Origin of the sequence: Gemmobacter sp. (assembly GCF_046292685.1) — a bacterium.
In the GTDB taxonomy this organism is placed as follows: Bacteria; Pseudomonadota; Alphaproteobacteria; order Rhodobacterales; family Rhodobacteraceae; genus Wagnerdoeblera.
This window is the reverse complement of record NZ_JBKBQM010000019.1, coordinates 1-25,901: the sequence shown is the minus strand read 5'-3', so window position 1 is coordinate 25,901 and position 25,901 is coordinate 1. Positions and strand designations below refer to the sequence as shown.

General features: G+C 68.9%; 30 protein-coding genes. 15 read left to right on the top strand and 15 right to left on the bottom strand.

The window, feature by feature from the left end; translation table 11 throughout:
• Window positions 1-137 precede the first annotated feature (137 nt).
• Window positions 138-983 (top strand): type I methionyl aminopeptidase, encoded by an 846-nt coding sequence (gene map, locus ACK4S2_RS07395; protein WP_409622304.1) that lies wholly within the window; start codon window positions 138-140, stop codon window positions 981-983.
• Here map and ACK4S2_RS07390 read toward each other — a convergent pair.
• Both ACK4S2_RS07390 and ACK4S2_RS07385 read right to left on the bottom strand, forming a co-directional pair.
• Window positions 940-1,872 (bottom strand): DMT family transporter, encoded by a 933-nt coding sequence (locus ACK4S2_RS07390; RefSeq protein WP_409622301.1) that lies wholly within the window; start codon window positions 1,870-1,872, stop codon window positions 940-942. The two genes, map and ACK4S2_RS07390, sit on opposite strands and share 44 nt — an antisense overlap.
• Complete coding sequence (locus ACK4S2_RS07385; protein ID WP_409622298.1) at window positions 1,869-2,774, bottom strand: LysR family transcriptional regulator; 906 nt, start codon at window positions 2,772-2,774, stop codon at window positions 1,869-1,871. Before ACK4S2_RS07385 ends, ACK4S2_RS07390 begins: the two co-directional genes overlap by 4 nt.
• A 128-nt stretch (window positions 2,775-2,902) precedes the next feature.
• Between ACK4S2_RS07385 and deoD the strand changes: the two genes are divergently transcribed.
• Entirely contained in the window at window positions 2,903-3,607 is a 705-nt protein-coding gene (gene deoD / locus ACK4S2_RS07380; protein ID WP_409622295.1) for a purine-nucleoside phosphorylase, read from the top strand.
• Window positions 3,608-3,686: 79 nt separating this feature from the next.
• Here deoD and plsY read toward each other — a convergent pair whose 3' ends face one another.
• From plsY to ACK4S2_RS07355, 5 genes are read right to left on the bottom strand one after another with little or no spacing between them, the layout of a single operon-like run.
• Complete coding sequence (gene plsY / locus ACK4S2_RS07375) at window positions 3,687-4,298, bottom strand: glycerol-3-phosphate 1-O-acyltransferase PlsY (RefSeq protein WP_409622292.1); 612 nt, start codon at window positions 4,296-4,298, stop codon at window positions 3,687-3,689.
• Window positions 4,291-5,574: a dihydroorotase gene (pyrC, locus tag ACK4S2_RS07370; RefSeq protein ID WP_409622289.1), complete on the bottom strand. Its 1,284-nt coding sequence runs from the start codon at window positions 5,572-5,574 to the stop codon at window positions 4,291-4,293. The genes plsY and pyrC overlap by 8 nt, the downstream gene beginning before the upstream one ends.
• 22 nt (window positions 5,575-5,596) lie before the next feature.
• Complete coding sequence (locus ACK4S2_RS07365) at window positions 5,597-5,719, bottom strand: hypothetical protein (RefSeq protein WP_409622286.1); 123 nt, start codon at window positions 5,717-5,719, stop codon at window positions 5,597-5,599.
• A complete protein-coding gene (locus ACK4S2_RS07360) occupies window positions 5,716-6,156 on the bottom strand; it encodes a hypothetical protein (RefSeq protein ID WP_409622283.1) in 441 nt (146 codons plus the stop codon). The genes ACK4S2_RS07365 and ACK4S2_RS07360 overlap by 4 nt, the downstream gene beginning before the upstream one ends.
• On the bottom strand, window positions 6,149-7,114 hold the full coding sequence (locus ACK4S2_RS07355; RefSeq protein WP_409622280.1) for an aspartate carbamoyltransferase catalytic subunit: 966 nt from the start codon (window positions 7,112-7,114) through the stop codon (window positions 6,149-6,151). Before ACK4S2_RS07355 ends, ACK4S2_RS07360 begins: the two co-directional genes overlap by 8 nt.
• A 111-nt stretch (window positions 7,115-7,225) precedes the next feature.
• On the opposite strand from ACK4S2_RS07355, the gene ACK4S2_RS07350 reads away from it, so the two are divergent.
• From ACK4S2_RS07350 to ACK4S2_RS07335, 4 genes are all read left to right on the top strand, one after another.
• Entirely contained in the window at window positions 7,226-8,011 is a 786-nt protein-coding gene (locus ACK4S2_RS07350; RefSeq protein ID WP_409622277.1) for a uracil-DNA glycosylase, read from the top strand.
• Window positions 8,008-8,550, top strand: coding sequence for a molybdenum cofactor biosynthesis protein B (moaB, locus tag ACK4S2_RS07345; protein WP_409622274.1), 543 nt, complete (start codon window positions 8,008-8,010; stop codon window positions 8,548-8,550). Before ACK4S2_RS07350 ends, moaB begins: the two co-directional genes overlap by 4 nt.
• 75 nt (window positions 8,551-8,625) lie before the next feature.
• Window positions 8,626-10,086 carry an efflux RND transporter periplasmic adaptor subunit gene (locus tag ACK4S2_RS07340; protein ID WP_409622271.1) on the top strand — a complete coding sequence of 487 codons (1,461 nt, stop codon included), beginning with the start codon at window positions 8,626-8,628 and terminating at the stop codon, window positions 10,084-10,086.
• 9 nt (window positions 10,087-10,095) lie between these two features.
• Window positions 10,096-13,470 (top strand): efflux RND transporter permease subunit, encoded by a 3,375-nt coding sequence (locus ACK4S2_RS07335; protein ID WP_409622268.1) that lies wholly within the window; start codon window positions 10,096-10,098, stop codon window positions 13,468-13,470.
• Here the strand turns inward: ACK4S2_RS07335 and ACK4S2_RS07330 are convergent.
• The gene (locus ACK4S2_RS07330; protein WP_409622381.1) at window positions 13,448-14,251 is read right to left on the bottom strand and encodes a protein-disulfide reductase DsbD domain-containing protein; all 804 of its coding nucleotides are present in this window, start codon (window positions 14,249-14,251) and stop codon (window positions 13,448-13,450) included. The two genes, ACK4S2_RS07335 and ACK4S2_RS07330, sit on opposite strands and share 23 nt — an antisense overlap.
• Window positions 14,252-14,391: 140 nt before the next feature.
• Between ACK4S2_RS07330 and ACK4S2_RS07325 the strand changes: the two genes are divergently transcribed.
• Window positions 14,392-14,946, top strand: coding sequence for a YqgE/AlgH family protein (locus tag ACK4S2_RS07325; protein WP_409622265.1), 555 nt, complete (start codon window positions 14,392-14,394; stop codon window positions 14,944-14,946).
• Here ACK4S2_RS07325 and ACK4S2_RS07320 read toward each other — a convergent pair.
• The gene (locus tag ACK4S2_RS07320; RefSeq protein WP_409622262.1) at window positions 14,915-15,670 is read right to left on the bottom strand and encodes a double zinc ribbon domain-containing protein; all 756 of its coding nucleotides are present in this window, start codon (window positions 15,668-15,670) and stop codon (window positions 14,915-14,917) included. The genes ACK4S2_RS07325 and ACK4S2_RS07320 overlap by 32 nt on opposite strands.
• A 23-nt stretch (window positions 15,671-15,693) precedes the next feature.
• On the opposite strand from ACK4S2_RS07320, the gene ACK4S2_RS07315 reads away from it, so the two are divergent.
• Both ACK4S2_RS07315 and hemH read left to right on the top strand, forming a co-directional pair.
• On the top strand, window positions 15,694-16,518 hold the full coding sequence (locus ACK4S2_RS07315; protein ID WP_409622260.1) for a methyltransferase domain-containing protein: 825 nt from the start codon (window positions 15,694-15,696) through the stop codon (window positions 16,516-16,518).
• 82 nt (window positions 16,519-16,600) lie between these two features.
• Window positions 16,601-17,662, top strand: a complete 1,062-nt coding sequence (hemH, locus tag ACK4S2_RS07310; RefSeq protein WP_409622257.1) for a ferrochelatase — start codon at window positions 16,601-16,603, stop codon at window positions 17,660-17,662.
• An 80-nt stretch (window positions 17,663-17,742) separates the two neighbouring features.
• Here the strand turns inward: hemH and ACK4S2_RS07305 are convergent, their stop codons facing one another.
• Together ACK4S2_RS07305 and ACK4S2_RS07300 are read right to left on the bottom strand one after the other, a co-directional pair.
• On the bottom strand, window positions 17,743-17,919 hold the full coding sequence (locus ACK4S2_RS07305; protein WP_409622254.1) for a hypothetical protein: 177 nt from the start codon (window positions 17,917-17,919) through the stop codon (window positions 17,743-17,745).
• 145 nt (window positions 17,920-18,064) lie between these two features.
• Window positions 18,065-18,658, bottom strand: coding sequence for a L,D-transpeptidase (locus ACK4S2_RS07300; RefSeq protein WP_409622251.1), 594 nt, complete (start codon window positions 18,656-18,658; stop codon window positions 18,065-18,067).
• A gap of 190 nt (window positions 18,659-18,848) precedes the next feature.
• Between ACK4S2_RS07300 and ACK4S2_RS07295 the strand changes: the two genes are divergently transcribed.
• Window positions 18,849-19,364 (top strand): CAP domain-containing protein, encoded by a 516-nt coding sequence (locus ACK4S2_RS07295; protein ID WP_409622248.1) that lies wholly within the window; start codon window positions 18,849-18,851, stop codon window positions 19,362-19,364.
• A gap of 10 nt (window positions 19,365-19,374) precedes the next feature.
• Here ACK4S2_RS07295 and ACK4S2_RS07290 read toward each other — a convergent pair whose 3' ends face one another.
• Complete coding sequence (locus ACK4S2_RS07290) at window positions 19,375-20,112, bottom strand: phosphodiester glycosidase family protein (protein ID WP_409622245.1); 738 nt, start codon at window positions 20,110-20,112, stop codon at window positions 19,375-19,377.
• Window positions 20,096-20,518: a 30S ribosome-binding factor RbfA gene (rbfA, locus tag ACK4S2_RS07285; RefSeq protein ID WP_409622242.1), complete on the bottom strand. Its 423-nt coding sequence runs from the start codon at window positions 20,516-20,518 to the stop codon at window positions 20,096-20,098. Before rbfA ends, ACK4S2_RS07290 begins: the two co-directional genes overlap by 17 nt.
• A gap of 162 nt (window positions 20,519-20,680) precedes the next feature.
• On the opposite strand from rbfA, the gene dapB reads away from it, so the two are divergent.
• The 3 genes from dapB to ACK4S2_RS07270 are packed head-to-tail and all read left to right on the top strand — an operon-like array spanning window position 20,681 to window position 22,754.
• Window positions 20,681-21,490, top strand: coding sequence for a 4-hydroxy-tetrahydrodipicolinate reductase (gene dapB, locus ACK4S2_RS07280; protein ID WP_409622239.1), 810 nt, complete (start codon window positions 20,681-20,683; stop codon window positions 21,488-21,490).
• Between the two features lie 2 nt (window positions 21,491-21,492).
• Window positions 21,493-21,714 (top strand): WGR domain-containing protein, encoded by a 222-nt coding sequence (locus tag ACK4S2_RS07275; protein WP_409622236.1) that lies wholly within the window; start codon window positions 21,493-21,495, stop codon window positions 21,712-21,714.
• A complete protein-coding gene (locus ACK4S2_RS07270) occupies window positions 21,711-22,754 on the top strand; it encodes a saccharopine dehydrogenase (protein ID WP_409622233.1) in 1,044 nt (347 codons plus the stop codon). Before ACK4S2_RS07275 ends, ACK4S2_RS07270 begins: the two co-directional genes overlap by 4 nt.
• Before the next feature lie 54 nt (window positions 22,755-22,808).
• Here ACK4S2_RS07270 and ACK4S2_RS07265 read toward each other — a convergent pair whose 3' ends face one another.
• Entirely contained in the window at window positions 22,809-23,291 is a 483-nt protein-coding gene (locus tag ACK4S2_RS07265; protein WP_409622230.1) for a fasciclin domain-containing protein, read from the bottom strand.
• Between the two features lie 180 nt (window positions 23,292-23,471).
• Window positions 23,472-23,909 carry a DUF302 domain-containing protein gene (locus ACK4S2_RS07260; protein ID WP_409622227.1) on the bottom strand — a complete coding sequence of 146 codons (438 nt, stop codon included), beginning with the start codon at window positions 23,907-23,909 and terminating at the stop codon, window positions 23,472-23,474.
• Between the two features lie 161 nt (window positions 23,910-24,070).
• Here ACK4S2_RS07260 and msrP point away from each other — a divergent pair, with 161 nt between their 5' ends.
• Both msrP and msrQ read left to right on the top strand, forming a co-directional pair.
• The gene (gene msrP / locus ACK4S2_RS07255; RefSeq protein WP_409622224.1) at window positions 24,071-24,982 is read left to right on the top strand and encodes a protein-methionine-sulfoxide reductase catalytic subunit MsrP; all 912 of its coding nucleotides are present in this window, start codon (window positions 24,071-24,073) and stop codon (window positions 24,980-24,982) included.
• Complete coding sequence (gene msrQ, locus ACK4S2_RS07250; protein ID WP_409622221.1) at window positions 24,982-25,599, top strand: protein-methionine-sulfoxide reductase heme-binding subunit MsrQ; 618 nt, start codon at window positions 24,982-24,984, stop codon at window positions 25,597-25,599. Before msrP ends, msrQ begins: the two co-directional genes overlap by 1 nt.
• Window positions 25,600-25,901 lie beyond the last annotated feature (302 nt).

Here is a 25,901-nt window from a genome sequence, read left to right as displayed (position 1 = left end):
TTTCCCTGAATTGCAGATAAATCAACCGATTCGCGCTATGCGTGTATTTCTGCGCAGCAGCATCGGCGCGGCCCGGGTCTGGCCAAGCCCGGCAAAGCCGATTATCAAGGGCCATTCGACCAGGACAGGACCGACGGATGAACGAGGCGCGCGGCCGGGTGACGAAAGACGGCATCCGCATCTACGAACCGGCAGATTTCGCAGGCATGCGCGCCGCAGGGCGCATTGCCGCCGAAATCCTGGACGAGGTCGGGCCGCTGGTGCGCCCCGGGGTGACGACCGCCGAGCTGGATGCCTTCATCGCCGAACGGGTGACGGCGAAAGGCGCGATCAGCGCGACGGTGGGCTATACCCCGCCCGGACGCGACCCCTACAAGCATGCCTCGTGCATTTCGGTGAACGATGTGGTGTGCCACGGCGTGCCCGGCGGCAAGATTCCGCGCCGCAAGGACAACGTGCTGCTGGACGGCGACATCCTGAACATCGACGTGACGGTGATTCTGGACGGCTGGTTCGGCGATACCAGCCGGATGTATGTCGCCGGCACGGCCAAGCCCTATGCCCGCCGGCTGATCCAGGTGACGCATGACGGGCTGATGCGCGGCATCGCGGCGGTCAAGCCGGGCAACACCTTCGGCGACATCGGCGCGGCAATCCAGGCCTATGTGGAGCTGGCGCGGATGAGCGTCGTGCGCGACTTTTGCGGGCACGGCCTGGGGCGGGTGTTCCATGCGCCGCCGAACGTGCTGCACTATGGCCGCCCCGGCACGGGCGCCGTGCTGGAACCGGGAATGTTCTTTACCATCGAACCGATGGTCAACCTCGGCCGTCCCGAAACCCGGGAACTGTCCGACGGCTGGACGGCCGTGACCCGCGACGGCAAGCTTTCGGCGCAATACGAACATTCGGTCGGGGTGACCGAAGACGGGGTGGAGATCTTTACCCTGTCTCCGGCGGGGCTTTTTGCGCAGGCGCTGGCCTGATGCTTTCGTCCTTGAGCAGCATCAGCAAGGCAAGGATCGTCAGCCCGATGCCCCCCAGCACCATCGCCGGCGGCGGGTTGCCCCCCAGCGCCAGTTCCCAGCCGATCACCCAGCTGGGCACCAGGTAGGTATAGGCCATGACCTTGGCGCCCGGCAACCGCTGGCTGGCGAAGGCCAGCAGAAAGGCCGTGGCCCCCGAGGCAATGAAGGCGACGTAGAGGATGGTGACCCAGACCAGCGGGCCAAGCGCCGACCAGTCGGTGTGCAGGGCCGGCCCGAGACCCCAGGGCAAGAGCGTGACGAACCCCCCCGCCAGCAGCAGCGTGGTGGCGACCAGCTGCGGCTCGCCCCGGTTGGTCAGCTTCATCGCGGCCGGCAGTGCGGCGTGCACGATGCATCCGAGGAAATAGATCGCCTCGCCCCGGCCGACCTCGAACCGCAGGAATGCGGTCAGATCGGCGCGGAAGATGACCCAGAGCGCCCCCGCGGCCCCCACTGCCAGCGCCAGCGCCATGCGCGGCGTGGTGACCTGGCGCAGCAGCAGCCAGCCGAAACCGGCCGAGAGCAGCGGCGAAAGCGTGAAAACCGCCGCGGTGGAGACCGACGAGGCGGTCTTGAGCCCTTCGAACATCAGCACGAAGTAGATGGCGTAGATGCCGCCCAGCAGCCCCCAGCGCCAGGGCGCGGCCAGATGCGCGCGGCGAAAGCCGGGGCCGATCTGCGCCACCGCCGCCATGCCCGCCACCGCCAGCGCAAAGCGCACCAGCGTCAGCGCGGCGGGGTCGATCTGGTTGGCCACCCTTGCCCCGAGCGAGAACGACCCGGCAACCAGCGCCGAAAAGGCCAGCATCGCAAGGTGACCCTGCGCCGGCAGCGACAGCGATTTCATGCCGCAACCCCGGCCGAGGGGCCGGCCCCCACCCAGGACTTCGCCTCGGACTTCAGATGCGCGAGGAAGGCCTGGACCTTGGGGGTGCGGTGCAGGTCCACGTGGGTGACGAGCCACAGCGGCGCCTCCCATTCGGGTTGTGGGGGCATCGCCTGGACCAGATCAGGGCAGGTGGCCGCCTCGTGCAACGAGACGAAGCCGATGCCGACGCCGCTGCGGATGGCCGCCGTCAGGGCCGCGGCCTCGGTCGCGCGAAACACGATCAGGTCTTGCGGCACGTGTTGCGCCAGCCAGCGGTTGAAGGGCGCGCGGGCATGGTCGCCTTCGGTGCCGACGAAGCGGTGGCGGGCAAAGCCTTCGGGGCCCTGGGGCAACCCTTGCGATTCGGCATAGGCCCGCGAGGCGTAAAGCGCGGTCTGGATGACGCCGAAGGGTTGCACGACGTTGTCGGGGTCTTCGGGCACGCTGCCGGCGCGCAAGGCGACATGCGCTTCGCCGTATTCCAGCCGGAACAGCCGCGAATCGGTGAGGAAACGCACGGTCACCTGCGGATGGCGGGCCTGAAAGCCGGCCAGCACCGGCACCAGCAGCGGCGACATGCCGGTGATCGAGGTGACCACGAGGTCGCCGGCCACGTCCGAGCCCTGGCCGCGGATGCGCCCGGCCAGCTGGCCGAACTGGTCGGCGGCGCTTTCGGCGACCTTGAGCAGGTCGCGCCCGGCCTCGGTCGGGGTGTAGCCGCGCGAATGGCGCTGGAACAGTTTTGCGCCGAGGCGGCGTTCCAGCGCGTCGATGTGGCGAATCACGGTGGCGTGGTGAACGCCCAGCACCTCGGCCGCCCCGGAAACCGTGCCCAGCCTTGCGACCTGCCATGCGGTGCGCACTTCATCCCAGCTGTCCAAATCGCTTGTCCTGTTGTGATCGGAGCCGGTGGCAGGGTGGCCTTGTCGGGCGGCGGCTGCAAGGGGGCAGGGGCTTGCAGCGCCCGGCCAACCGCCTAACCTGCGCCAATCGTGAAGGGAGAGGTGCGATGACCATTCATATCGGGGCAAGTCCGGGCCAGATCGCGGAAACCGTGCTGATGCCGGGCGACCCCTATCGGGCGCGCTGGGCGGCGCAGACGTTCCTGCAAGGCGCGGAATGCGTGAACGAGGTGCGCGGGATGCTGGGCTATACCGGCACCTGGCGCGGGCACCGGGTGACGATCCAGGCGCATGGCATGGGGATGCCCTCGGTTTCGATCTATGCCAACGAGTTGATCCGCGATTACGGCGCGCAGACGCTGATCCGCATCGGCAGCGCCGGGGCGATGCAGCCGCATGTCGGCCTGCGCGACATCGTGCTGGCGCAGGGGTGCAGCACGCTGGGCAGCCCGTCGCGCAGCATCTTGCGCGAGTTGAGCTTTGCCCCGATGGCGGATTTCGGCTTGCTGGCGGCGGCCCATGCCGCAGCGCTGCGGCGCGGGGCGGCGGTGCATGTGGGGGGGATCTATTCCTCGGACACGTTCTATGACGAACGCAAGGATCTGTGGGAGCAGTTGCAGCGCCACGGCTGCCTGTGCGTGGAAATGGAGGCGGCCGAGCTTTACACCCTGGCGGCGCGCCACGGGCGGCGCGCGCTGGCGGTGCTGACGATGTCGGACCACATCCTGACCGGCGAGGCCATGACCTCGGCCGAGCGGGAAACCGGGTTCGGTGCGATGGTGGAACTGGCGCTGGAGGCGGCCTTTGGCTGATGGCGCGGGGCGGAGGCCCCGGGGAGGGCTGTCTGCCCTCCCCGGACCCCACCCGAGGATATTTCGGTCAAGGTGAAGATCAGCCTTTCTTGCGGCTGATCCTTGGTTCTTCGCCGCGCAGCAGGCGGCGGATGTTGGCGTCGTGGCGCACGAAGATGAGGGCGGCGAGCAGGATGGTCAGCGCCGAAAGGTCCGGGCGGCCCAGAAGGACCGCGGCCACGGGCGACAGTGCCGCGGCAACCAGCGCCGACAGCGAGGAGATGCGGGTGAGGGCTGCGGTCATGAGCCAGAGCGCGCAGGCGGCAAGCCCGACCGGCCAGAACAGCGCGAGCAGCGTGCCGAGGCAGGTCGCAACGCCCTTGCCGCCCTTGAACCCCAGCCAGATCGGGAACAGGTGGCCGAAGAACGCCGCGGCACCGGCGATCTGGGCCGCATCCTCGGCCGCCAGCCAGCGCGCCAGCAACACGGCGATGCCGCCCTTGCCGGCGTCGAGCACGAGGGTAAGGAAGGCGGCCGGCTTGTTGCCGGTGCGCAGCACGTTGGTGGCGCCGATGTTGCCCGAGCCGATCTTGCGCAGATCGCCAAGACCGAACAGTCGGGCCATGACGATGCCGAAGGGCACCGAGCCGAGCAGGTAGCCGAACACGGCGGCCGCCGCCAGAAGCGGCAGGGAGGAGGTGATGTCAGGCATGGGAACCCTCGTGTCGGAAAACGCGCGTGCCGCCGACCCAGGTGCCCAGCACGCGGCCTTGCAGGCGGGCGCCGTCGAACGGCGTGTTCTTGGATTTCGAGCGCAGCTTGAAACGGTCGAGCACGAAGGGCGTGTCGGGATCGAACAGCACCAGGTCGGCCGGGGCGCCCGCCGCCAGGGTGCCGCCCGGCAGGCCGAGGCGCCGGGCCGGATTGAGCGACATGGCCCGCCAGAGGCCCGGCAGGTCCATCGCGCCGGCGTGGTAAAGCCGCAGCGCCGCCGGCAGGAAGGTTTCCAGCGCCACGGCACCGGGGGCGGCTTCCTCGAACGGGAGGCGCTTGGATTCCTCGTCGGCGGGGGTGTGCATGGAGCAGAGCACGTCGATCAGGCCCGAGGCCAGCGCCTGAACCACCGCGTTGCGGTCGTCTTCGGAGCGCAACGGCGGGGTGAGCTTGAAGAAGGTGCGGTAATCGCCGACGTCGTATTCGTTCAGCGTGACGTGGTGGATGGAGACGCCCGCGGTCACGTCGAAGCCGTTGGCCTTGGCGCGTTCCAGGGCCGGCAGGCTGCGGGCCGAGGTGATCTGGTCGGCGTGGTAGCGGGCGCCGGTCATTTCCACCAGGGCGATGTCGCGGTCGAGGCCCATGCGTTCGGCCAGGGGCGGCACGCCGGGCAAGCCGCGGAGCGAGGCGAACTTGCCCGAGGTGGCGGCGGCGCCGCGCGACAGGCCCGGTTCCTGCGGGTGGCCCACCACCAGCGCGCCGAGGCTGCGGGCATAGGTCAGGGCGCGCGACAGGACCTTGGTGTCGGTGGTGACGTGGTCGGCATCCGAAAACGCGACGGCGCCGGCATCCATGAGAAAGCCGATCTCGGTCATCTCGCGGCCCTGGCGGCCCTTGGTCAGCGCGGCCATGTGGCGGATGCGCACGGGGGCGGCCTCGGCGGCGCGGCGGGTGACGAACTCCAGCAGTTCGGGCGTGTCGATGGCGGGCAGGGTATCGGGGCGCGCGATGAGGGTGGTGACGCCGCCGGCAGCCGCGGCAAGGCCGGCCGAGCGGAACGATTCGCGGTGGCGTTCGCCGGGTTCGCCGATCTTGACGCCCCAGTCGACGATCCCGGGCGCCAGGCAGCGGCCGCCGCAGTCGATCACCTCGGCGCCGTCGGGCGGGGCGGCATCGCGCGCGACGATGCGGCCGGCGGCGACCGTGAGGCTGCCGGGTTCGTCGGTGCCGGTTTCGGGGCAGATCAGGCGGGCGTTGGCGAAGTGGGTGGTCATGGGTTGGGATCCTTGGGGCCGCTCAGCCCGCCATCAGCACGAAGGCCACGGTGAACAGGGCGATGAACACCAGCACCGCCAGCGCCACCATGCCGCCGGCGCGCATGTCCGATTTCGAGGGCTTGCGGTCAGGGTCGGGGGTCATGCGCGGGCGCCTCGGGCACGGTCTATGGCGGCAACGGTCGCGGTGGGGTCGGCGGGGTATTTCACCAGGTGCTTGTCGCCTTGCCGGGTGACGAGCTGCACATCGCCGAAGAACGGCTGCACCGTGACGAGATCGGGCAAGGCAAAGGCGCGCCCGCCGGGCAGGATCAGGCGCCGGTCGGTCAGTTGCCAGCGCAGCGCCAGAACCTCGGACGCAAGATACCAGCCGCGCAGCCCCACGGCCAGCGCAGCCCCCACCGGGCCGGCCCAGGGCGCCGGGTTGCCGATGAACCACAGCACCGCCCCGGCGCCGAACCCCAGCACCACCGCCATCACCAGATGCCCGCGCCAGTAGGTGGCGCGGTCGGCGCGGAATTCGGCCAGCAGCCTTTCGCCCGGCAGCCTGTCCAGCCCGCCCTGGGGCACGAATTCAGGCATGGGTTTCCCCCACGATCTGCCGCCCGCGTTCCGACCGCAGGTTGCGCGCCAGCAGGTCCATGCAGGCCATGCGCACCGCGACGCCCATTTCCACCTGTTCCTGGATGACCGAGCGGTTGATGTCGTCGGCGATTTCGCCGTCGATCTCCACGCCGCGGTTCATCGGGCCGGGGTGCATGACGATGGCGTCGGGGCGGGCATGGGCCAGCTTTTCGGCATCGAGCCCGTAGCGGTGGTAGTATTCGCGTTCCGACGGGATGAAGCCGCCGTCCATGCGTTCTTTCTGCAGGCGCAGCATCATCACCACATCGGCGCCGGCAAGCCCCTTGCGCATGTCGTCGTAAAGCTCGCAGCCGAAGTCCTGCACGCCGGCGGGCATCAAGGTGGGCGGTGCGATAAGGCGGATGCGGTTTTCCATCTTGCCCAGCAGGATCAGGTTGCTGCGCGCCACGCGGCTGTGGGCGATGTCGCCGCAGATGGCGACGGTCAGCCGCTGGATGCGGCCCTTGGCGCGGCGGATGGTCAGCGCATCGAGCAAGGCTTGCGTCGGGTGTTCGTGCCGCCCGTCGCCGGCGTTCAGCACCGCGCAGTTGACCTTGGAGGCCAGAAGGTTGACCGCGCCGGAACTCGGGTGGCGCACCACCAGCAGGTCGGGGTGCATGGCGTTCAGCGTCAGCGCGGTGTCGATCAGGGTTTCGCCCTTTTTCACCGAGGATTGCGCCACGGCCATGTTCATCACATCGGCGCCCAGCCGCTTGCCGGCCAGCTCGAAACTGGCCTGGGTGCGGGTCGATGCCTCGAAGAACATGTTGATCTGCGTCAGCCCGGCCAGCGCGTCGGACTGCTTGACCATGCGGCGGTTGAGATCGACGTAGCGGTCGGCCAGATCGAGAATGGTGACGATTTCGGCGGGCGACAGATGCTCGATGCCCAGAAGGTGGCGTTGGCGGAAGGGCATCGGCGGGCCTCCTGACTGGGGATTGCGGTGCTTATAGGGGGCAGGGGGGCGCCGGGCAACCGGCCAAAACGCCCCATTCCCCCGGCCGCGGCTTTGGCTTAGGCTGGCGGCATGACCCTGGCCCTGGACCCCCGCCTGATTGCCGCCTTGCTGGAATGGCAAGCCGAACTCGGCGCCGACGAGTGTATCGGCGACGCTGGCGTGGACCGTTTTGCCGCCAGCGCCCCCCCGGCCCCGGCGGCCGTGGCGCCGTTGGCGCAAGCGGCCGCCCCGGTTGCCCCGATGGCGGCGGCAGACCCGGTGGCCGAAGCGCAGGCGCTGGCCGCGCGCGCGGGCACGCTGGCCGAGCTTGCAGCGTTGCAGGCCGCGTATCCGCATTGCGAATTGCGCAAGGGGGCGCGCAACTTCGTGTTTTCCGACGGCAATCCGGCGGCCCGGGTGATGCTGCTGGGCGAGGCGCCGGGCGACAACGAGGACCGGCAAGGCAAGCCCTTTGTCGGCCCCGCCGGGCAGCTGCTGGACCGGATGCTGGCCGCGATCGGGCTGGACAGGGCCGCCCCCGACCCGGCCCGCGCCGTCTACATCGCCAATGTCCTGCCCTGGCGGCCGCCTGGCAACCGCGACCCCGAGCCCGCCGAGGTGGCGATGATGCTGCCCTTCGTGCGCCGGCATATCGAATTGGTCGGGCCGCGGGTGCTGGTGCTGATGGGCAACCACGCCTGCCAGGCGATTCTGGGCCAGCGCGGCATCACGCGGCTGCGCGGGCAATGGTCCGAGGCGATGGGGCTGCCGGTCTTGCCGATGCTGCATCCGGCCTATCTGTTGCGCAACCCCTATGCCAAGCGCGACGCCTGGGCCGACTTGCTGGAGTTGCAGGAAAGACTGGAGGCAACATGAGCCGCATCGACGAAACGCGCGACTTCATTCCGGTGCGGATTGCCGTGCTGACGGTATCCGACACGCGCAGCCCGGCCGACGACCGTTCGGGCGATACGCTGGTCGAGCGGCTGACCGCCGCCGGGCATGTGCTGGCCGCGCGCGACATCGTGCGCGACGACCGGGCCGCGATTGCGGCGCAGTTGCGTGCCTGGGTGGCCGACCCGGGCATCGACGTGATCCTTTCGACCGGGGGCACCGGGCTGACCGGGCGCGATGTCAGCGTCGAGGCGCACCGCGACGTCTACGAAAAGGAAATCGAAGCCTTTGCCACGGTGTTCACGATGGTTTCGATGCAAAAGATCGGCACCAGCGCTGTGCAAAGCCGGGCCACCGGCGGGGTGGCGGGCGGCACCTATCTGTTTGCGCTGCCCGGCAGCCCCGGCGCCTGCCGCGACGCCTGGGACGAGATCCTGCGCTGGCAACTGGATTACCGGCACCGCCCGTGCAACTTCGTCGAGATTTTCCCGCGGCTGGAAGAACATCGCCGGCGCAAATAGCGACGGAAGCGGCGGGCCGCGGCGTTCGATGGCAAGGCTGCCCGGTGCGACGGGTGGCGCAGGAGCAAGGCAGGCATGCGGTTCGTGATGCGTTCGGTGGTGGCCATCGGTCTGCTGGCCGTGACGCTGGCGGTGCTGGCGCTGGCCGGGCATACGGTGCTGACGGCCTTGCAGGCCCGTCAGGCCGAAAAGGCCGCACCGCGCGCGGCGCGCGAAAGGGTGTATGCGGCCACCGTGCTGCCGGTGCAGCCCGGCCGCGTGACGCCCGAGATGCAGGTCTATGGCCAGGTCCGGTCGCGCCGGACGCTGGATCTTCGTGCCCCGCGCGCCGGGCGCATCGTCTGGCTGGCCGACGGGTTCGAGGACGGGGCCGAGGTGGCCGCCGGCCAGCCCCTGTTGCGGCTCGACCCGGCCGATGCGCTGGCCGCCCGCGATCTGGCGCTGGCCGACCGCGCCCGGGCCGAGGCCGATGCCCGCGATGCCGCCCGGGCGCTGGACCTGGCGCGCGCCGAACAGGCGCTGGCCGCAACGCAGGCCGACCTGCGCCGCGCCGCCGTGGCCCGCCAGCGCACCTTGCGCGACCGCGGCGTTGGGTCGGATGCGGCGCTGGAAACCGCCGAACTGGCGTTGCAGCAGGCCGAGCAGGCCGTGCTGACCCGCCGGCAGGCGGTGGCGGCCGCCGAATCGCGGGTGGATCAGGCCGCCGTGGCCTTGCAGCGGCTGGCGATCACCCTGGCCGAGGCGGAACGCGCCTTGGCCGAAACCGAGGTCGTGGCCGGCTTTGCCGGGCGGCTGTCCGGGGTGGCGGCGGTTGCGGGCGGCCTTGTCGGGCAGAACGAGCGGTTGGGCCAGATCATCGACCCGGCGCAGCTCGAGGTGGCGGCGCGGGTCTCGACGGCGCAATACGCGCGGTTGCTGGACACCACGGGCAACTTGCGCCCCGAGGCGGTGACCGTGTCGCTCGAGGTGGCAGGCGCTGAGATCTCCGGGACCGGCCGGTTGTCGCGTAGCGCGGCCACGGTGGGCGAAGGGCAATCGGGCCGCATGATCTATGCCACGCTGGACAGCGCCCCCGGCCTGCGCCCGGGCGATTTCGTGACGCTGCGCGTGGCCGAACCGCCGCTGGACGGCGTGGTCGGCCTGCCGGCCTCGGCGCTTGGCGCGGATGGCACGGTGCTGGTGCTGGGGCCCGAGGACAGGTTGCAGGCCGTGCCCGTCGTGCTGGAACGCCGGCAAGGCGACCGGGTGATCTTGCGCGCCGATGGGTTGGCCGGGCGCGAGGTGGTGGCCGAACGCTCGCCCCTGCTGGGGGCGGGCATCCGGGTGCGCCCGGTGCGGCCCGAGGCGGCGGCGCCTGCTGCGGCCGTGCCCGATCTGGTCGACCTGACGCCGGAACGGCGGGCCGCGCTGATTTCCCTGGTCGAGCGCAACACGCGGATGCCGCCCGAGGCGCGGACCCGTCTGCTGGAACAACTGGCGCAAGACCGCGTGCCGGCGCAGCTGATCGCGCGGATCGAAGCGCGGATGGGGGGCTAGGCGGTGGCGATGCGCAGCCTGCCGCAGGCGCGAGGCGTGTTGTCGCATTTCGTGCGGCACCGGACCCTGGCGAACCTGCTGCTGGTGCTGATGGTGGTGGCTGGCCTCGCTGCCGGCACGCGGATACGGGCGCAGTTCTTTCCCGATACGGTGGTGGGCGATGTCGTGGTCACGGTGGCCTGGCCCGGTGCCGGCCCCGAGGAGGTGGACCGCGCCATCGTGCAGGTGCTGGAGCCGACCTTTCTGACCGTGGAAGGCGTCACCGAAACGGCCTCACGCTCGCGCGAGGGGCAGGCGGTGGTCACCGTCAGCTTCGAACCGGGGTGGGACATGGCCCGCGCCACCGACGATGTGCAGGCCGCGGTCGATGCCGTGCGGACCCTGCCGGCCGAGGCCGAACGGCCCGAGGTCCGGCGCAGCGTCTGGCGCGACCAGGTGACGGATGTGGTCATCAGCGGCCCGTTGCCGCCCGCCCAGCTGGCGCAACTGACCGACGAGTTCACCGCGCGGCTCTTTGCCGCCGGCGTTACCCGCACCACCATCCGTGGCATCGCCGCGCCGCAGACCGTGGTGACGGTGCCGACGACGGCGCTGATGCGCCACGACGTGACGCTGCGCCAGATCGCCGATGCCATCGCCGCCGAGGTGCGCGCCAATCCCGCCGGCGACGTGACCGGCGGTGCCGCCCGGGTGCGCAGCGGGGCCGAACGCCGCAGCCCCGACCAGATCGCGGCCATCGTGCTGCGCCGCGGCCCGGATGGCAGCACCCTGACCATCGGCGATGTTGCCGGCATCGAGGTGCTGGGGCCGGATCGGCGGGTGGCGTTTTTCGTCGGCGACGACCCGGCGATCACCGTGCGGGTCGACCGGGCCGATTCCGGCGATGCGATCGCGATGCAGGCGCAGGTGCAGGCGGTGGCCGATGCGATGCAGCTGACCGTGCCGCAAGGCGTGCAGGTCCAGCTTGTCCGCACCCGGGCCGAGGCGATTTCCGACCGCCTGAAGCTGTTGCTGGACAATGGCCTGATCGGCCTGGCGCTGGTGCTGGTGTTGCTGTTCCTGTTTCTGAACGCGCGCACCGCGTTCTGGGTGGCGGCGGGCATTCCGGTGGCTATGGCTGCCGCGGTGGCGATCATGTATGCGGGCGGCCAGACCATCAACATGATGTCGCTGTTCGCACTCATCATCATGCTGGGAGTGGTGGTCGACGATGCCATCGTGGTGGGCGAACATGCCGATTTCCGCGCCCGCACCCTGGGCGAACCCGCCGTCGCGGCGGCGGAAAACGCCGCGATCCGCATGGCGGCGCCGGTCTTTGCCTCGACCCTGACCACGGTGATCGCCTTTGCCGGGTTGCTGGCGGTGTCGGGCAACTTCGGCAGCCTGGTTGCGGCGATTCCGTTCACGGTGATTGCGGTGCTGCTGGCCTCGTTGGTCGAGTGTTTTCTGATCCTGCCCAATCACATGGCGCATGCGCTGGCCGCGCAGGCGCGCGCGCGGTGGTACGACTGGCCGTCGCGGGTGTTCAACCGCGGGTTCGAGCGGGTGCGCGCCGCGCTGTTCCGGCCGCTGATCGCGCTGGTGGTGCGGGCGCGCTACCCGGTGCTGGCGCTGGCCGTGCTGGCGCTGGCCTCTCAGGTGGCGCTGTTCGTTTCGGGCGAGGTGAAATGGCGGTTCTTCAACGCGCCTGAACAGGGCTCGGTCACCGGCAATTTCACGATGGTGCATGGCGCCTCGCGCAGCGACACGCTGGCAATGATGCGCGAGTTGCAGCGCGCGACCGAGGCGGCCGCCGCGCAGCTGGAGGCCGAGCACGGCGTCTGGCCGTTGCGCCACGTCATCGCCCAGACCGGCGGCAACGCGGGGCGCGGCTTGCCCGGGGCCGAGGTCAAGGACGAAGACCTGCTCGGGTCGATCTCGATCGAGCTGGTCGACCCCGACCTGCGCCCCTTCAGCAGCTTCGAGTTCATCGCGGCAGTCGAAGCCGAGGTGCAGCGATTGCCGGGGCTGGAGGAGCTGAGCTTTCGCGGCGCCCGGTTCGGGCCGGCAGGCGATGCGCTGTCGGTGCAGCTGACCGGGGCCGAGGCGCCGGCGCTGAAGGCCGCGGCCGAGGCGCTGAAGACGGCGCTTGCGGTTTACCCCATCGTTTCGGCGCTGGAAGACAACCTGAGCTACGACAAGTCGGACCTTGTGCTGCGTCTGACCCCGCAAGGCGAAGCGCTGGGGTTCAGCGCCGATGCCCTGGGGCGAGCGTTGCGCGAACGGCTGAACGGGATCGAGGCTGCAACCTACCCCGACGGCGCGCGGTCTGCCGCGATCCGGGTGGAACTGCCCGATGCCGAACGCGCGGCAGACTTTCTGGAGCGTAGTCATCTGCGCGCCCCGGGCGGCGGCTGGGTGCCGCTGGCCGATGTGGTCTCGGTCGAGGCGCGCGCCGGGTTTTCGACCGTTCGCCGCGCGAACGGGTTGCGGCTGGTCACCGTGACCGGCGACCTGAGCGAAGACGACCCGGCCGCCGCCGCCGAGGTGCAGCGGTTGCTGACCGCCGAAATCCTGCCCCGCATCGCCGAGGAACACGGCGTCGGCTGGCGGTTGACCGGCCTGGCAGAGCAGGAGGGCAATTTCCTGTCGGATGCGGCGCTGGGGCTGATGCTGTGCCTGACCGGCATTTACCTGTGCCTCGCCTGGATCTTTGCCAGCTGGTCGCGGCCGTTGGTGGTGATGTCGGTCATCCCCTTCGGGTTGGTGGGTGCGATCTGGGGGCATTACCTGTGGGACGTGCCGCTGAGCATGTTTTCGGTGGTGGGCCTGATCGGCATGGCGGGAATCATCATCAACGATTCCATCGTGCTGGTTTCGGCGGTGGACGAACATGCCCGGACGCGGCCGTTGCACCGGGCGATCGTCGAGGGCGCGTCGGATCGCCTGCGTGCCGTGACCCTGACCACGCTGACCACGGTGCTGGGGTTGGCGCCGCTGCTTTATGAAACGTCGTCGCAGGCGCAGTTCCTGAAACCCACGGTCATCACCCTGGCCTATGGCCTGGGGTTCGGCATGGTTCTGGTGCTGCTGGTGGTGCCGGCGCTGATGGCGGTGCAGGCCGATGCGGGCCGGGCGTTCCGGTCGTGGCGCCGGGGGTTGCGCGCGGGGCGACGGCTGGGCGGGCTGGCAAGCGGCCTGACGGTGGGCGTGCTTGGGCTGTTTGCCGCGACGATGGGGTGGGTTCTGGCCACCGGCGGCTTGCCGCGCGGCTTGCAGGGTGCGCTGCCCGCATGGCCCCCGATGCAGGTGGCCGCGGCGCTGTTCCTGGGCGGCGTCGCGCTGCTGCTGGCGGCAGGTTTGCTGGTAGCAGCCGTCCGGCTCAGGGTGAAGGGCAACCGCTGATTTCCACCGCGCGGCCCTGGGCCAGAACCGAAATCGTCAGCCCGCCACGATCCAGCGCGAAGGGTTGCCGCGCCGGCCCGACCAGATCGGTTTCCGCCACCAGGCGGCGGCCTTCGCGGTGGCTCGTCGCCTCGGAGACCCAGACGGCAGGGTCGGCGGTTTCGATCACCACCACCTCGTCGGGGCCAAGCGGCGGCATGTCCAGTTCCGCGCGCAGACGCAAGCCGTCGGCCGAAGGCGCCACCGTGCAGCGGTGCGACCGCACCCCGGCTTCGCGCGCGGTGGCCGGGCGGGCCTTGAGTGCGCCGCGGATGGCGGCATCGTCCGGCCGGGCCGCCGCGCGCAGGTCGCCCGAAAGGGCAAGGCTGGCCGGCACGCAGATGTCGCGGCACACGCCCAGATCGACCTCGGTTTCCAGCCGCACGGGCTGGCCGGGCCGGTCGGGCCAGATCTCGACCGGCAGGACCAGTTCGCGCGCATAGCCGATGGTCTGCATGCCGTTGAACTGGAAGACCTGCGGTGTCGGCCAATGCAGCCGCACCGCCCGGATGTTTTCCGAACCCGACCAGTCGAATTCCGGAGGTATGCCGGCCTCGCCCGGGCTGCGCCAGTAGGTTTTCCAACCGGGCGACAGGCTAAGCCGGATCGCGGCCATGTGGGTGCCTTCGGCGGTGGTCCAGCCGGGCAGCAGTTCGGCCGACAGGATGTCGGCGACCGATTGCGCACGGGCCGGCACGGCGGCGCAGAGCGCAAGGGCGGCAAGGGCAAGGGGGCGGAGCATGTTGGGCAGCATGAGTATGCTTCTGGGTCTTGCGGACGCGGAATCAAAGTCACATTCCGGCGATGCCCGCGCGAGGGTGGCTTGCGTGCAACGCCCCGAGGGGCCACCCTGCACGCAACCCGCAGCCGGAGCGCCATGACATGAACCTGAGCGGCAAGATCCTGATCGCCATGCCGGGGATGGGCGATCCGCGATTCGAGAAAAGCGTGGTGCTGCTGTGCAGCCATTCGGCCGAGGGCGCGCTGGGCTTGATCGTGAACAAACCCATGCCCGATCTGGGGTTTCCGGCGCTGTTGGATCAGATCGGCATTGCGACGGGCCCCGCGGTGCGAGAGGTGCCGGTGCATTTCGGCGGCCCGGTCGAACCGGGCCGCGGCTTTGTGCTGCATGGGGCCGACTGGCGGGCCGCGGCGGGCACGATGGAGGTGCCCGGCGGGCTGGCGATGACCGCGACGCAGGAGGTTCTGGTAGCCCTGGCGCAGGGGCAAGGGCCCGCGCAGGCGCTGCTGGCGCTGGGCTATGCCGGTTGGGGGCCTGGCCAACTGGAATCCGAGATTGCACGAAACGACTGGCTGACCTCGGATGCGGCGGCGGACCTGATCTTTGCCAGGGACAATGCCGCCAAATGGTCGGGCGCGCTGGCGCGGATGCGAATCGACCCGCTTACCCTGTCGGCAGCGGCCGGTCGGGCGTGACCCAGCGCTCGTGCGGCACCCGGGCCAGCACCAGCACCGACACATCGGCAACCCCCGCCCCCCGCAAGGCATCGGCCGCAGCGGCCAGCGTGGCGCCCGAGGTCATCACATCGTCCACCAGCAGCACATGCCGGCCCCGGGCCTGCGCGATGCGGCGGGGGTGCGGGCGCAGGGCGCCGGCCAGGTTGGCAAAGCGGGCGTCGCGGCCCCTGCCCTCCTGGCTGGGGGTGGCGCGGTCGCGGACCAGCAGATCCGGCACATGCGGCAAGCCCGTCACCCGGGCTACCCGCGCCGCCAGCAGCGCCGACTGATTCGCCCGCCGCTTGAGCAGCCGCAACCAGTGCAGCGGGATCGGCGCCACCACCATGCCCGGTTGCAGGATCGGCGCGGCGGCGCGGGCCAGCCAATCGCCCAGCGGGCGCGCAAGGTCCAGCCGGTCGCCATGCTTGAACTGCAGGATCATCCGCCGGGCGTTGCCGCCATAGACCAGGGCCGCCCGGCCGCGCGCCCAGGGCCGGGCGATGCGCAGGCAATCGTCGCACTGGACAAGGCCGGACTCCTCTTGCCCCGGCAGCGGTTGGCCGCAGGTGTCGCACACCAGCCCGGCCACGAACGGCGTGTCGCGCCAGCAAGGGCCGCACAAGGCGAAGTCCTGTTCGACCGGCGCTTCGCAGCACAGGCATCGCGGCGGGTAGATCGCCCGAACCAAGTCTTGCAATCGCATGTCGCCCCCCTATGGTCCGGCGCATGACCGCACCGCCGCTGACCGATACCGCCGCCCTTGCCCGCCAACGCGCCCGCGCCGCCCGCGCGCCGGCGTTGTTCCTGCACGAGATGATCGCCGACGAGCTGCAGGATCGCCTTGCCGAGGTTAACAGGACGTTTACGGAACCGGCGATCGTTACCGCCTTTCCGCAGGTCTGGCAGGGTCGGATGCCGCAGGTGCGGATGGTGGCGGAGGCCGAGGTGCTGGATCTGGCGCCCGAATCGCACGACCTGGTGCTGCATGTGCTGGGGCTGCACTGGGCCAACGACCCGGTCGGGCAGATCATCCAGTGCGCCCGCGCGCTGCGCCCGGACGGGTTGTTCATCGCGGCGCTGTTCGGCGGCCAGACCCTGCACGAGTTGCGTGCAGCCCTGGCGCAGGCCGAATCGGACGTGACCGGCGGCCTGTCGCCGCGCGTGCTGCCGATGGGGGAAATCCGCGACCTGGGCGGGTTGTTGCAACGCGCCGGCCTCGCGCTGCCGGTGGCCGACAGCCAGACCCAGCGCGTCAGCTACCGCGATGCCTTTCACCTGATGCGCGACCTGCGGGCGATGGGCGAAACCAATGCCCTTTCGGCGCGGCTGCGCCGGTTTACCGGGCGCGCGGTTATGGGCCGGGCGGCCGCCCTTTACGCCGACCACTTCCCCGAGCCCGAAGGCCGGATTCGCGCCACGTTCGAGACCGTGTTCCTGACCGGCTGGAAACCGCACGACAGCCAGCAGAAGCCGCTGCGCCCCGGCTCGGCGGCTGCGCGGCTGGCCGATGCGCTGAACGCACGCGAAGGCATCCTGCCGCAGGGTGATTGACCCCGGCGCAAATGGCCTTATCTGACGTGCGAGTCACGCGCCGTTCGGCGCCCGTTCCGCCTGTTCGCCAGAAGGATCCGCCATGCTCGATGCCAAGGCCAGCGACCTGGGCCGCCTTGCCCATGCCCCCGCCGATCATCCCGCCGTGCCGCGGGCGCGGATCGGCGTGTTGCTGGCCAATCTCGGCACGCCCGACAACTACGATTACTGGTCGATGCGGCGCTATCTGAACGAGTTTCTGTCGGACAAGCGGGTGATCGATTTTCCGGCCTGGAAATGGCAGCCGCTGCTGCAACTGGTGATCCTGACCAAGCGGCCCTTCACCAGCGGCGCGAACTACAAGCAGATCTGGAACCACGACAAGGGCGAAAGCCCGCTGATGACCATTACCAAGGCCCAGACGGCGCGCATCGCCGAAGCCTTGAACGCGCGGCACGGCGATACGCTGATGGTCGATTTCTGCATGCGCTACGGCAACCCTTCGACCCGGTCCAAGGTGCGGCAGATGGTGGCAGCCGGCTGCGAAAAGATCGTGTTCTTTCCGCTGTATCCGCAATACGCCGGGGCCACGACCGGAACCGCGAACGACGAGTTCTTTCGCGCGCTGATGGCCGAAAAGGCACAGCCCGCAGCCCGTACCGTGCCGGAATACTTCGAGCATCCCGCCTATATCGAGGCGCTGGCACAATCGGTCGAGCGCGCCTATGCCGGGCTGGAGCGGCGCCCCGATGTTCTGGTGGCCAGCTATCACGGCATGCCGAAGCGGTATCTGATGGAAGGCGACCCCTACCATTGCAAGTGCCAGAAAACCTCGCGCCTGCTGCGCGAGCGTCTGGGCTGGGACAAGGGCGAGATCGTGACCACCTTCCAGTCCGTTTTCGGACGCGAGGAATGGTTGCGGCCCTATACGGTGGATCATGTCGCCGAACTGGCGAAACAGGGCAAGAAGAACATCGCGGTGATCGCGCCGGCGTTCTCGGCCGACTGCATCGAAACGCTGGAGGAAATCCAGGGCGAGATCTGCGAGGCGTTCGAGCACGCGGGCGGCGAAACCTTCACCTATATCCCCTGTCTGAACGACGATGCCGCACATGTCGCGGCGTTGGTGCAGGTGATCGAGGACAACCTCAAGGGCTGGCTCTGAGCCGGCCCGGCCACACCGCCAGATGCCGGAATGCAAAAAGGGCGCCCGAAAGGCGCCCTTTTCACATGACTTGCGTCAGATCACTTCGCAGCGGCAGCAGCGATGATGACCAGCAGCAGCAGCGGGACCAGGATGCCCGACGACGACGAGGTCGCAGCGGCAACGACCGGCGGCTCGACCTGGGGCTGAGCCAGACCGCCAGCGAAAGCGGACGAAGCGGCCAGCGACAGGGCAGCAGCGAGAGCGAGTTTCTTCATGGTAACCTCCAGATAGACCCGCCACCTGTTGAATGAGGGCAGCAGCGGGCGCGAACAAGATGCCTCGTGAGCCCATTCCTAACCATCGCTTACCGCAAAACGCAACGGGGGAAAGCGCTTGGCTTGTGGCATTCGGGCAACGTTGTCAAATCAGCAACACCTGCGTCCCGACCTTGGCCATTTCGTAGAGTTCCTCGATGTGTTCATTGAAAAGACCGACGCAGCCGTTCGACGAACGGCGGCCGATCTTGCGCGTATCGTGCGTGCCGTGGATTCGGTAATAGGTCCAGCTCAGGTGCAGCGCGCGTGTGCCCAGCGGGTTGTCGGGGCCGGGTCCGATGAAATCGGGCCATTCGGGGTTGCGCTGTTTCATGGCGGGTGTGGGGCGCCAGCTGGGCCGCGGATCCTTCAGCACCACGCTGGTTCGGCCGCGGCGGGTCAGATCCTCGCTCAGCGGAACCGAGGTGGGATAGAGGCGGTAGATCGTCTGGTCTTCGGACCAGAAGTGCAGCGCGCGCGACGTCAGGTCCACCAGAATCGCGCCGTTCTTGAGGTTGTCGAAGTAGGGTTGCCATTGCAGCGTGCGGAAGCTGGACATGTTCCGACGCACGGCGCTGCCGGCGATGCCCTCCATTTCCGTGGTGCCCGAGGTCTGGGCCAGGGCGGGGGCGGCCAACGTGGCAGCGGCGGTGCCAAGGAACAGGCGACGGCTGATGCGGGTGGCGCTGTCGTTCGACATGCAGCGTTCCTTCCGGTTTACAGGTGAACAGGATTTTGCCGCTGTTTACGCCTGCCCGGGCCGAACAGCAAATCAAACACCTGTAAGCGTCGCAGCCGGCAGCACACAGGGTCGTGTGCCCGCCTGCATTTGCCCCCGGTGCAAGGTTCATGTATGCCAGCGTCGCGAACCGTTCAAAGGTGGGTTGTCCATGCTGCGTCGTCCTGTGGTGCTTGCGCTGTGCGCGTCCCTCGTGCTGTCTGCCTGTGCCGCGGGTGGTGGCGGGCGGCTGGGGCCCGATGGCAAGCCGCTGCCGCAGGTCTACAAGATCGGTCCGGGCGATGTCGGGCGCCTGCAGCTGCGCATGAACGACTCGGTGAATGCGTTGCGGCAGGCGCGCGGGCTGGTGCCCTTGCAGTTGAATGCCAACCTGAACGCGGCCGCGGCCACGCATGCGCGCGACATGTCGGTGCAGAACCGGCCCTGGCACTTCGGGTCGGACGGGTCGTCGCCCATTCAGCGGGCGCAGCGGGTCGGGTATACCGGGCAGCTTCTGGGCGAGCTGATTTCGGAAACCTACGAAACCGAGCTGGAAACCCTGGCCGCCTGGATGGAAAACCCCGATACCCGGGCCATCCTGTTGCAACCCGAGGCGCGCGACATGGGCTTTGGCCTGTTCCAGGAGCAGAACGGCAAGATCTGGTGGACGCTGAACACCGGCGCCTGAGCCGGAGCGCCTATTCCGTGACGAGACCGACGACCGGGCCCATCGGAAAGCCGAAATCGTTGCGGCCCAGGTCCGGCGCGTAAAGCCGGGAAATGTTGCCATCGAAATACAGCGCCTGCGCAAGCCCCAGCCCGTCGCGGAACAGCCGTGCGAATTCGTGAAAGCTGACGCGACCGCGCGACATTGCGAACATCGCCCGGGTTCCGTCGGCGCTGACACCCACGCCGTTGCGCACATAGCGCGAGGCCGAATCGGGCAGGAAACGCGGGTGCAGCGCGCCGTCGATCACCAGCATTGGCCCGGATTGCGTGGCGTAGCGGCACCCTTGCGCCGCTTCTGCCCAGGCCCGCGATTCCTGAATCGTGAAGCGGCCGTCGTTGCGGATGCAGAACACCCCGTTCGGACGCATGCCGAAATTGCCCGGACCCGCGGCGGTGACCAGAGGCGCGATTTGCTGGCCGTTTTCGATGAACAGGCCAACCGGCCTGCGGTCGCGGTGATACATGCCCGCGTTCATCGCAAAGGCCAGCTTGCGGCCTTCGGCGGCCAGCATGGCGTCGATCCGGCCGAAACTGCCCAGCAGCGCGCCATCCGGGCCGTTCAGGAACAGCCGGACATCCTGGCCGGCCGTAACCTCGCAGACGATATGGGCTTGCCTGTCATGCGTGACCTCGCGACATGCCGCGTGGCCTGTGCCGGGACTCAGCACCGCCAGCAGCGCCAGCGCCAGCCTAGCGCGCGTCGTCATCGGGGTTGTCTGGGGCCGCCAGATCGCGCTGCACCTTTTCGTCGGCGAACAGGCGGCGGGTCTCGTCGAGCCGGTCGAAGGTTTCGTCGATGCGAAAGCGCAGGTCGGGCGCGAACTTCAGCGTCATCGCCTTGGCGACGTGGTGGCGCAACTCGCCCTTGTTGCGCGCCAGCGCGGCGATGGCGGCCTGCGCATCGCCACCGCCCAGCGGCATGACATAGCAGGTCGCGACCTTGAGATCGGGCGAGACCGACACCTCGCCGACCGTGATCGAGTGGCGGTTGAGGTCGGGGTCATGCACCTCGGCACGGTTCAGCACGTCGGACAACGCGCGGCGGATGAGTTCGCCGACGCGAAGCTGGCGTTGCGAAGGGCCGGAGCCTGTGGGGAAACGGTTTTGTGCCATGCGTTCCAGATAGGCGTTTCGGCGCCCCGCCGCAACGGGCCGCTTTGCATGTCGCGGCCCTGGACGCTATGACACCTCTGTGTGCGTGCGGCGCCAGCCGCCGGCACCTGCTACCCCGCGCGATCGCGGGTGGCGTCGCGCGGTAAGAACACAGGAGCGGACATGAGCGAACGGCCGGGTGTGGTGGTCACGGGGGCCTCGGGCCGCATGGGTCAGATGCTGGTCCGCCTGTTGCGGCAATCCGACAAGGCGCGCCTGATCGCCTGTGTCGAGCGCGCGGGGCACCCGTGGGTCGGGCAGGATATCGGCGCCTGTCTGGGCGGCGCCGACCTGGGCCTGCGTGTGACCGACGATGCGCTGGAGGCGTTTTCCCGCGCGCAGGCGGTGATCGACTTTACCGTGCCAGCCGCCACGGTCGAATTCGCGGCGCTGGCGGCACAGGCGCGGGCGGTGCATGTCATCGGCACCACGGGGCTCGAGGCGGCGCATCTGGCGCGGATTTCGGCGGCCGCACGGCATGCGGTGATCGTGCGGGCCGGCAACATGAGCCTGGGCGTGAACCTGCTGGTTCAGTTGACGCGCAAGGTGGCGCAGGCGCTGGATGCCGACTGGGACATCGAGGTGGTCGAGGCGCATCACCGGATGAAGGTCGATGCCCCTTCGGGAACGGCGCTGATGTTGGGGCAGGCGGCGGCCGACGGGCGCGGCGTGGTGCTGGACGAGGTGTCGGACCGCGGGCGCGACGGAATTACCGGGGCGCGCGGGCGCGGGATGATCGGCTTTTCCGCCATTCGCGGCGGCGACATCGTGGGCGAGCATGACGTGATCTTTGCCGCCGATGGCGAGAGGGTGGTGCTGCGCCATATCGCGACCGACCGGGCGATCTTTGCGCGCGGTGCGATCCGGGCTGCGCTGTGGGGTCAGGGGCGCAAGCCCGGCGAATACGACATGATCGACGTGTTGGGGCTGTGAGCATGCTGGCCTTGGTTCTGGTGCGGCCGGGGCGGTTCTATCGCGTCGAAGTGGCCGAGAACCTGTTCGGAGAATATTCGGTGCTGCGCGAATGGGGCCGGTCGGGGCGCAGGGCGCGGCCGTTGGTCGTGTGGTTTGCCAACCTGCGCGATGCGGTGGTGGCCGCCGAACGCTGGTGCCGGGGCGCCGAGCGGCGCGGTTTCGTCAAGGGAGAGGTGGCATGAGCGTGCATCTGTGGGTTCGGGCCGAACAGCGCCCCAACGAAGAGCGCGTGGGCCTGATGCCCGATGGCGCCGCGGCGCTGATTGCCGCGGGGTTCAGGGTCACCATCGAGGAAAGCCGCTCCCGCGCGGTGCCCCTGGCGGGCTATGTTGCGGCCGGCTGTGCCGTGGCGCCCGAGGGCAGCTGGCCCGATGCGCCGGCCGAGGCCATCGTCTTCGGGTTGAAGGAACTGCCCGAGGACGGCACGCCGCTGCGCCATCGTCACATCCTGTTCGGTCATGCCTACAAGGGGCAACCGGCGGGGCGGGTGCTGCTGGAGCGGTTCCGGGCCGGCGGGGGGGTGCTTTATGACCTCGAATCGCTGGTCGACGAGAACGGGCGGCGCCTGGCGGCCTTTGGCTACTGGGCCGGGTTCGCGGGGGCTGCCGTTGCGCTGAAGTGCCTTGCGGCGCAGCGGCGCGGCGGCATTTGCGGCCCGGTGGCGCGCTATGCGGGCCGGGCGGCGATGGTGGCGGATGTGGCGGCGGACCTTGCCGGGGCGCGCCCGCGGGCGATCGTGATCGGGGCGCTTGGCCGGGTGGGGACCGGGGCGGCAGACCTGTGCGAACAGGTCGGCCTGGCGGTGACGCGATGGGACATGGCCGAAACGGCGCATGGCGGCCCCTTCCCCGAGGTGCTGGCGCACGAGGTGTTTCTCAACTGCATTCTGGCGCGGCCCGGTTGCCCGGTGTTCGTGCCGGCGGATGCCGGCGCCGCACCGCGCGCCTTGCGGGTGATCGGCGACATCGCCTGCGACCCGACCAGCGACTTTTCCCCGATCAAGGTCTATGACCGCGTGACCGACTGGGCCGCGCCGGCCTTGCGGGTGCACGATGCCCCGCCGCTGGACGTGATGGCCATCGACAACCTGCCATCGCTGTTGCCGGTGGAGGCCAGCGAAGATTACGCCGCCCAGTTGCTGCCGGTGTTGCGCGGTCTGGACCGGATCGGGACCGGCGCCTGGGGGCGGGCGCGGGACGAATTCCTGCGCCACATGGGCTGAAACGGAACCGGGGGGCCGAAGCCCCCCGGAAAGCATGGCGTACGCCGGGCCGGATCACATCGGCGGCAGGATCACCGCGTCGATCACGTGGATCACGCCGTTGCTCGCTTCGATATCGGGCGTCACGACGTTGGCGGCATCCACCTTCACGCCGCCTTCGGTCATGATCGTCACTTCGGCACCCTGGACGGTTGCCGCCTTCATGCCGTTGCTCAGATCGGTGGACATCACCTTGCCGGGGACGACGTGATAGGTCAGCACGGCCACCAGCTTTTCCTTGTTCTCGGGCTTCAGCAGGTCTTCGACGGTGCCGGCCGGCAGGGCGGCGAAGGCTTCGTCGGTCGGTGCGAACACCGTGAACGGGCCCGCGCCCTTCAGGGTGTCGACCAGGCCCGCGGCCTGAACGGCGGCCACCAGCGTGGTGAAGCTGCCGGCGCCAACGGCGGTATCCACGATGTCCTTCGCGTGGTTGTCGGCCAGCGCGGGGGCAGCCAGGAAGGTCGAGGCGGTCAGCGCGAGGAAGGTTCTGCGGAACATGGGTATCTCCGTTTCCAGTCGATGCCATCAGGTGGCAACGGTGGGGTTACGGGCGATTTCTGCCGGCAGATCAGGCACAAAACCCTGTGAGGCGGCCTTGACCCAACCGTGCGGCGCGGCTTGGTGCGCGCGCGCCGCAGGTCAAGTCAGAGTTTTGTCAGCGCTTGTGAACGGGCGTTATCAATCGCCCGCAGCTTCGGCGACGATTTCGGCCAGCAGGGCCTGAACTTCCTGCATCGGGCCTTCGGGCAGGGCATCGAAGCCCAGCGTGATCTTGCCGGGGGCATCCGGCTGCTCCATCACCACGATGCCATAGGGGCAGAAGCGGATGTTGGCCGGGTCGGCCTCCATCATCTTGCGGCTCAGGGTGGCAGAACAGAACTGATAGACATTGGCAGCTGTAAACAGCGTGACGCTGCCGCCGACGTCGGCCCGGGTGCGTTCCAGCATGTCGCCGACGTGGCTGACATAGTCGATGACCAGTCCGCGCCCCACGATGGCGTTTTCCAGCGCGAAGGCGACATCGGCAAAGGACCCCTCGACGGTTCGGCTGATGAACTCTGCATGGGCGGGGGCCGCGAGGGCAAGCGAAGCGGCCAGCAAGGCGGATCGAAACATGGTGGGCCTCCGTCATAGACACGGAGTTGCACGATATGCTTTTTTCTGAATATGACCAGACCGGATTTTTCGGGTCACGTCCGCGTGACAGCGTGCAACGCATGGAAACTCGTGGAACGATCCTGGCGTAACATGCACGGATGCAAAGCGGAGACATGCCCATGCGACAGCCAAGCCCGACCGATCCGAAATGGTCCGATGTCACGCCTCGGTCCCTGTTTCTCGACCGACGCTCGCTCATGCTGGGCGCAGGGGCACTGGCGATGGCCGGCCCGGCCTTTGCCGCCGCCCCGTCGCGGTATTCGGTGACCGAACCGCCGACCGACCGCGAGGCGGTGACGAGCTACAACAACTTCTACGAATTCGGCTTCGACAAGGGCGACCCCAAGAAGCACGCCGGCAAGATGGCCGTCGATCCGTGGTCGATTCGCATCGATGGTCTGGTGGACCGGCCCGGCACCTACGATCTGGCCGACGTTATTAAGGACCAGCCGCTGGAAGAACGCATCTACCGGCTGCGCTGCGTCGAGGCCTGGTCGATGATCGTTCCCTGGATCGGGTTCGAGCTTTCGGGGCTGCTCGACCGGGTCGGCGTGCAATCCGGGGCCCGGTATGTGGCGTTTCAAACGTTGGCGGATCCGGCCGTGATGCCGGGGGTGCGGGCGCAGAACCTGAACTATCCCTATGTCGAAGGCCTGCGGCTGGACGAGGCCATGCACCCGCTGACGATTCTGGCAACCGGGCTCTACGGCGACCCGATGCCCAACCAGAACGGCGCGCCGATCCGGCTGGTCGTGCCGTGGAAATACGGCTTCAAGTCGATCAAGTCGATCGTGGCCATCCGCCTTGTGGCCGACGAACCCCCGACGACCTGGAGCCAGGCCCAGCCATCGGAATACGGGTTTTATGCGAATGTGAACCCGCAGGTCGATCATCCGCGCTGGAGCCAGGCCAGCGAACGGCGCGTGGGCGACGGGCTGTTTGCCAGGCGCCGCGATACGCTGATGTTCAACGGCTATGCCGACGAGGTGGCACAGCTTTACAGCGGCATGGACCTCGCGCGGTTCTACTGATGCCGCCTGTTGCGATGGTGCCGGCGGCACAGCGCCTGAACCGGGTGTTGCGCCGTGTGCCGACCGCGGTCGTGTGGCTGGGCGGGCTGCTGCCGGGGGCCTGGCTGGTCTGGCAGCTGGTCGAGGGGCGGCTTGGGCCCGACCCGTTGAAGCCTCTGGAGCACGGGCTTGGGTTGCACGGGCTTCAGTTCCTGATTGCGGCCCTGTGTATCACGCCGATTCTGCGCGCGACGGGGCTCAACCTGCTCCGGTTTCGCCGCGCGCTGGGGGTGACCGGGTTTGCCTATGCGCTGGCGCATCTGCTGGTCTGGCTGCTGCTCGACATGCAGTTGCGCTGGGACGAGATCCTGCGCGATCTGACCCGGCGCCCTTACATCATGATCGGGATGTTGGCCTTTGTGCTGCTGGTGCCGTTGGCCGCAACCAGCACCGATTCCGCCTTGCGCCGCATGGGGGCTGCAGCTTGGCGCAGGCTGCATCTTCTGGCGTGGCCGGCAACTCTGGCGGCGGCGATTCACTACATGATGGTGGTCAAGGCCTGGCCTCTACAGCCGATGGTTTACCTGGCGCTGGTTCTGGGGCTTCTGGGCGCAAGATTCGCCCGCATGTGGCGCTAGCGGGCCGGCACCGTAGCGGGGGCTGGCAAATCGTTGCCGCCAAGGTGCCGGAAAGGTTCGGAAATTTCACGAAGCACCAACCGCCGCGCAATTTTCGGGCTTTCTGCAGAAAAATGACTGTCTGATGAAATTTCCCTCTTGCGGCCCCCGAACGCTGTGGCTAAACACCCCCTCACCGAAGCGGCGGGGACGCAAGAAACCGCTGGGACGGGACGCGGAAGCGCGGTTGCATCTGGGGAAGGCGGTCGGGTTGGCCCATGGGTTTTGGGTCGGTTCGGTTGTTTTTGTTTTGGTGCGTGCTC